Raw genomic sequence first — 5,668 nt, forward strand, 5'->3', positions numbered from 1 at the left:
GCCCCACTCGGCGAAGTAGCCGACCACGACGCCGCCCACCACCACCCCGCCGACCGGGGGCAAGAAGGTGGTCGGCTACTTCGCCGAGTGGGGCGTCTACGGCCGGAACTACCACGTGAAGAACATCCACACCAGCGGGTCCGCGGCCAAGCTCACCCACATCCTGTACGCCTTCGGCAACACCACCGGCGGCCGGTGCAGCATCGGTGACAGCTACGCCGACTACGACAAGGCGTACACCGCGGCGGACAGCGTCGACGGCGTGGCCGACACCTGGGACCAGCCGCTGCGCGGCAGCTTCAACCAGCTGCGCAAGCTCAAGAAGATGTACCCGAACCTGAAGGTGCTCTGGTCCTTCGGCGGCTGGACCTGGTCGGCCGGCTTCACCCAGGCCGCGCAGAACCCGGCCGCGTTCGCGGACTCCTGCTACGCGCTGGTCAAGGACCCGCGCTGGGCGGACGTCTTCGACGGCATCGACGTCGACTGGGAGTACCCGAACGCCTGCGGCCTCCAGTGCGACAGCAGCGGCCCGAACGCGTTCAAGAACGTGGTCAGCGCGCTGCGGAGCAAGTTCGGCAGCAGCTTCCTGGTCACCTCGGCGATCACCGCGGACGGCAGCAACGGCGGCAAGATCGACGCGGCCGACTACGCCGGCGCGGCGCCGTACCTCAACTGGCTCATGCCGATGACGTACGACTACTTCGGCGCCTTCAACGCGCAGGGGCCGACCGCGCCGCACTCGCCGCTCTACTCGTACACCGGGATCCCGCAGCAGGGCTTCTGGTCCGACGCGGCCGTCCAGAAGCTCAAGTCCAAGGGCGTGCCCTCGGACAAGCTGCTGCTCGGCGTCGGCTTCTACGGCCGGGGCTGGACCGGCGTGACCCAGAGCGCCCCCGGCGGCACCGCCACCGGCCCGGCGCCCGGCACCTACGAGCAGGGCATCGAGGACTACAAGGTGCTCAAGAACACCTGCCCGGCCACCGGCACGGTCGGCGGCACCGCCTACGCCAAGTGCGGCAGCAACTGGTGGAGCTACGACACCCCGGCGACCATCGGCGGCAAGATGACCTACGCGAAGAACCAGGGCCTCGGTGGCGCGTTCTTCTGGGAGCTCTCCGGAGACACCAGCAACGGTGAGCTCATCGGCGCCATCAAGGGCGGTCTCGGCTGAGCCGAGGGCCGACGCACCACCCACCCGGCGGGGAGGGGCCGCACCGGCCCCTCCCCGCACGGTCCTGTCGTTCAGGTACGGATGCTGCGAGCCCGGTGCTCACGGGGCGAAAGCCCGTACGCGGCCCGGAACGCCCGGCTGAAGTGCGCCCGATCCCGGAGGCCCCAGCGGGCGGCGACCTGGTGGACGGCGAGGTGCCGCAGCCCCGGGTCGGCCAGGTCCCGGAAGCAACCGTCCAGCCGGGCCGTGCGGATCAGCGCCGCCACGCTCGTGCCGGCGTCGTCGAAGAGCCGGTGCAGTGAACGCACCGACAGGTGGTGCGCCTCCGCCACGACGGTCGGCGTGAGCCCGGGATCAGCGAGGTGCTCCCGGATCCACGCCTCCACCCGGGCCCGAAGGCCGGTGACCCGCACCTCCACCGGGAGTTCCCGTTCCGAGTCCAGATGTCGGGCCAGGGTGCCGGCGATCAGGTCCAGGGCGATCCGGTCGAGCCGCGGCGCGTCCGAGGCGTCGTACTGCTCGGGGTGGTCCACCAGCCGGCGCAGGAAGGTGGCCAACAGTGCGCCCATCCCGGTGTCGGCGGGGATCTTCGCGGCGAGCAACGCCGCCACCCGGCGCGGCGGCAGCGGCAGCGCCCGGTGCGGCACCAGCACGGTCAGCGTCTCCAGACGGTCGGCGGCCCGGTCCGGCGCCTGCCGGGAGCCGTGCGGGCGGACGGTGTCGATGAAGGCGAAACCGGACGGGCCGAGCCGGCCCGACCGCCGCTGCTGCGACACCACGCCGTGGCCGTTCAGCGGCAGGACGAGCTGGTAGAGCTCGGGGTCGGAGCTGTGGATCATCCCGGGGGTGCGGGCGAGCTCCAGCGACGGGTACCGCCAGGCGCCGAGCCGGACCACGCCCAGGTCGACCGCCCGGGCCGAGGCGGCGAAGTCGCCCGCGTGCGCGGTGCTGATCCGGGCGGCCGCCGACTCGCGGGCCACCAGGTCCTGCCAGAAGTCGAACCGCTCGGCCGGGGGCAGCCAGAGGGTGTCGACCGATGCCACGGCGAGGATGGCCGTCACCTCCTTCCGAGGGGTACGCCATTCTCGACGCCGGGCGGCCCGGCGTCCATTCCGTGGGGCGGACGCCGATCCGCGTGCCGCTCTGGCCGGTCGGGGCGATCCGGGCGAGGATGGGCAGGTCGTCGAGGACCGGTGGCAGCCGCCGCCGGGCGGCCCGCCGGGCCGGCATCCGGCGACGTCGATGTGACAGACTCGCCGCTCGGCATGTCCCGATGTCCGCGCCGATGGAAGGGGACCGATGGGCCTGACGCACCCGAGGGTGGTGGCCGGCGTGGCCCTGCTCGCGCTCCTGCCGGTCACGCTGGCCGGCTGCGGCCTCGGCGACGGGGACGACGCCCCGGGCGGCCCGGCCAGCCAGTCCCAGCGGGCGCCGGCCGAGGAGGCGGCGGCCAGGAGTCGGGAGCGGGTCCAGGCGTACCTCGACGCGATGGCGGCCAAGGACGTCGACGCGGGCCGCAGCCAGCTCTGCGCGCCCATGCAGACCGCCTTCGACGGCGCCGCCACCGGGCCGAACGGCGACTTCGCCGACCACTTCACGGTCCCGCAGGCCACCATCACCGACGTCCGGTCCGGCCCGCACGGCGAGGAGGTGACCACGTCGGTCACCGTGGCCGTCGGATCCCGCAAGGCCACCCGCTCGCTGCTGTTCACGGTCACCCGCACCGGCGCCGACTGGTGCATCTCCGGCGAGGCGCCGGGCGGCAACACCCCGGCGCCCGGCGTCACCCCCTGACCCCGCAGCCGCCCCGACCTGCGGCGGCCCCGGGATGTGTCGCTGATCTCCCAACCACCGGAACCGTCCCCCTCGGCGGCGGGCGGCCCCGGCCGTCGCCGTACGCTTTCTCCCATGCGCCATGAGTGGCATCAGCTGAGTCACCCCGCCGTGGGCAGCCCGGGGCTCCAGACCAGTCGCCCGACCGCCGACTCCGCCGAGGACGCGGCCCTCGGCCTGGACCGCTGGCGGGAGCTGCCGCGCGCGCAGACCCCGCCCTGGCCGGACCAGGAGCAGGTCGCCGAGGTCTGCAAGGTGCTGGACACCGTGCCCTCCGTGGTCGCCCCCTACGAGGTCGACCAGCTCCGGCAGCGGCTGGCGCTGGTCTGCGAGGGCAAGGCGTTCCTGCTCCAGGGCGGCGACTGCGCGGAGACCTTCGCCGACAACACCGAGAGCCACCTGCTGGCCAACGCCCGCACCCTGCTCCAGATGGCCATCGTGCTGACCTACGGCGCGTCGCTGCCGGTGGTCAAGGTGGCCCGGGTCGCCGGCCAGTACACCAAGCCCCGCTCGCTGCCCACCGACGCGCGCGGCCTCCCGGCCTACCGCGGCGACATGATCAACTCGCTGGAGGCCACGCCGGAGGCGCGGGTCGCCGACCCGCAGCGCATGATCCGGGCGTATGCGAACTCCGCCGCCGCCATGAACATGCTCCGGGCGTACCTGGCGGGCGGGCTGGCCGACCTGCACGCGGTGCACGACTGGAACAAGGGCTTCGTGAAGCAGTCCCCGGCCGGCGAGCGCTACGAGGCGATCGCCCGGGAGATCGACCGGGCGCTGGCCTTCATCCGGGCCTGCGGGATGACCGACGACGAGGCGCTGCGCACCGTCACCCTCTACTGCTCCCACGAGGCGCTGGCGCTGGAGTACGACCGGGCGCTCACCCGGATCTCCGGCAACCGGGCGTACGGGCTGTCCGGGCACTTCCTCTGGGTCGGCGAGCGGACCCGGCAGCTCGACGGCGCGCACCTCGACTTCATCTCCCGGATCGCGAACCCGATCGGCGTCAAGCTCGGCCCGACCACCACCCCGGACGAGGCCATCGAGCTGTGCGAGAAGCTCAACCCGGACAACATCCCCGGCCGGCTCACCCTGATCAGCCGGATGGGCAACCACCGGGTCCGGGACGCCCTGCCGCCGATCGTCGCCAAGGTCACCGCCGCCGGCGCCAAGGTCGTCTGGCAGTGCGACCCGATGCACGGCAACACCCACGAGTCCTCCAACGGCTACAAGACCCGGCACTTCGACCGGATCGTCGACGAGGTGCTCGGCTACTTCGAGGTGCACCGCGGCCTGGAGACCCACCCGGGCGGCCTGCACGTCGAGTTGACCGGCGAGGACGTCACCGAGTGCCTGGGCGGCGCCCAGGGCATCGAGGACCTCGACCTGCCCGACCGGTACGAAACCGCCTGCGACCCGCGACTGAACACCCAGCAGTCGCTGGAGCTGGCCTTTTTGGTTGCGGAGATGCTCCGTGGCTGACGCGAGGAGTGAGCTTGCGAGCCCCGCAGTCGGCGGCCGAAAGGACAACTGTGGCTGAGTTCATTGATCTTCGTTCGGACACCGTGACCCGGCCCACTGCCGGGATGCGCGAGGCCATGCTGACCGCCGAGGTCGGCGACGACGTCTACGGGGAGGACCCGACGGTCGCCGCCCTGGAGGCCGAGGTCGCGGCGCTCTTCGGGCACGAGGCGGCGCTGTTCGCCCCGAGCGGCTCGATGGCCAACCAGATCGCCCTGCAGCTCGTCGTCCCACCCGGGGACGAGTTGCTGTGCGACGCCGACGCGCACGTGGTCACCTACGAGATCGGCGCCGCGGCGGCGTACGGCGGGATCTCCTCGCGGACCTGGCCGGCCGTGGGTGCGGAGGTCGACCCCGAGGTGGTCGCCGGGATGGTCCGGCCCGACGGCTACTTCGCGGTGCCGACCCGGGCCATCGCCGTCGAGCAGACCCACAACCGGGGCGGCGGCGGGGTGATCCCCCTCGCGACCCTGCGGGAGCTGCGCCGGGTCGCCGACGACCACAATCTCGCCCTGCACTGCGACGGCGCCCGGATCTGGCACGCGCACGTCGCCGACGGGGTGCCGCTGGCCGGGTACGGCGCGCTGTTCGACACCCTCTCGGTCTGCCTCTCCAAGGGCCTCGGCGCCCCGGTCGGCTCGCTGGTGGTCGGCAGCGCCGAGAAGATCGCCCGGGCGCGGTTCGTCCGCAAGCGGATGGGTGGCGGCATGCGGCAGGTCGGCATCCTCGCGGCCGCCGGCCGGTACGCGCTGGCCCACCACGTCGAGCGGCTCGCCGAGGACCACGCCAAGGCCGCCCGACTGGCCGAGGCCGTCGCCCCGTACGGGGTGCTCGCGACCGTGGTGCGGACCAACATCGTCCCGCTCGACCTGGCCAAGCACCCGCTCGACGCGCCCGCCCTGGCGGCCGCCGCCCGGGAGCGGGGCCTGCTGATCTCGGTGCTCGGCCCGCGTACCGCCCGCCTGGTCACCCACCTGGACGTCACCGACGGCCAGATCGACCAGGCCGCCGAGATCCTTACGGCCCTCCTCCGCGCCTGACCCCACGCCCGACACCTTGTTGATCAAGGAGTTTGCGTCGCCCGCGACGCGGATCCCGACGCAAACTTCTTGATCAACCCGGGCGTGGGCGGGGGCGCGCGGA

4 protein-coding genes and 1 pseudogene are annotated in these 5,668 nt (G+C 73.0%); 4 read left to right on the top strand and 1 reads right to left on the bottom strand.

What is annotated here, in order from left to right:
- Positions 1-19: 19 nt before the first annotated feature.
- A pseudogene (locus F8274_RS29725) lies at positions 20-1,171 on the top strand (glycoside hydrolase family 18 protein); the annotation flags it as partial.
- 71 nt (positions 1,172-1,242) lie between these two features.
- Here F8274_RS29725 and F8274_RS29730 read toward each other — a convergent pair.
- A complete protein-coding gene (locus tag F8274_RS29730; RefSeq protein ID WP_151465664.1) occupies positions 1,243-2,232 on the bottom strand; it encodes a helix-turn-helix domain-containing protein in 990 nt (329 codons plus the stop codon).
- Positions 2,233-2,470: 238 nt separating this feature from the next.
- Here F8274_RS29730 and F8274_RS29735 point away from each other — a divergent pair, with 238 nt between their 5' ends.
- From F8274_RS29735 to F8274_RS29745, 3 genes are all read left to right on the top strand, one after another.
- A complete protein-coding gene (locus tag F8274_RS29735; RefSeq protein ID WP_151465665.1) occupies positions 2,471-2,965 on the top strand; it encodes a hypothetical protein in 495 nt (164 codons plus the stop codon).
- A 114-nt stretch (positions 2,966-3,079) separates the two neighbouring features.
- A complete protein-coding gene (locus F8274_RS29740) occupies positions 3,080-4,486 on the top strand; it encodes a class II 3-deoxy-7-phosphoheptulonate synthase (protein ID WP_151465666.1) in 1,407 nt (468 codons plus the stop codon).
- A gap of 104 nt (positions 4,487-4,590) precedes the next feature.
- Complete coding sequence (locus F8274_RS29745) at positions 4,591-5,565, top strand: low specificity L-threonine aldolase (protein ID WP_255474593.1); 975 nt, start codon at positions 4,591-4,593, stop codon at positions 5,563-5,565.
- Positions 5,566-5,668 lie beyond the last annotated feature (103 nt).

The organism is Micromonospora sp. AMSO31t, assembly GCF_008868175.1.
Classification (GTDB): Bacteria; Actinomycetota; Actinomycetes; order Mycobacteriales; family Micromonosporaceae; genus Micromonospora.

What these genes read in the sequence shown, in the direction of transcription:
- F8274_RS29735 (WP_151465665.1), top strand. Translation starts at nt 2,471, where the DNA reads ATGGGCCTGACGCACCCGAGGGTGGTGGCCGGCGTGGCCCTGCTCGCG.
- F8274_RS29740 (WP_151465666.1), top strand. Translation starts at nt 3,080, where the DNA reads ATGCGCCATGAGTGGCATCAGCTGAGTCACCCCGCCGTGGGCAGCCCG.
- F8274_RS29745 (WP_255474593.1), top strand. Translation starts at nt 4,591, where the DNA reads ATGCGCGAGGCCATGCTGACCGCCGAGGTCGGCGACGACGTCTACGGG.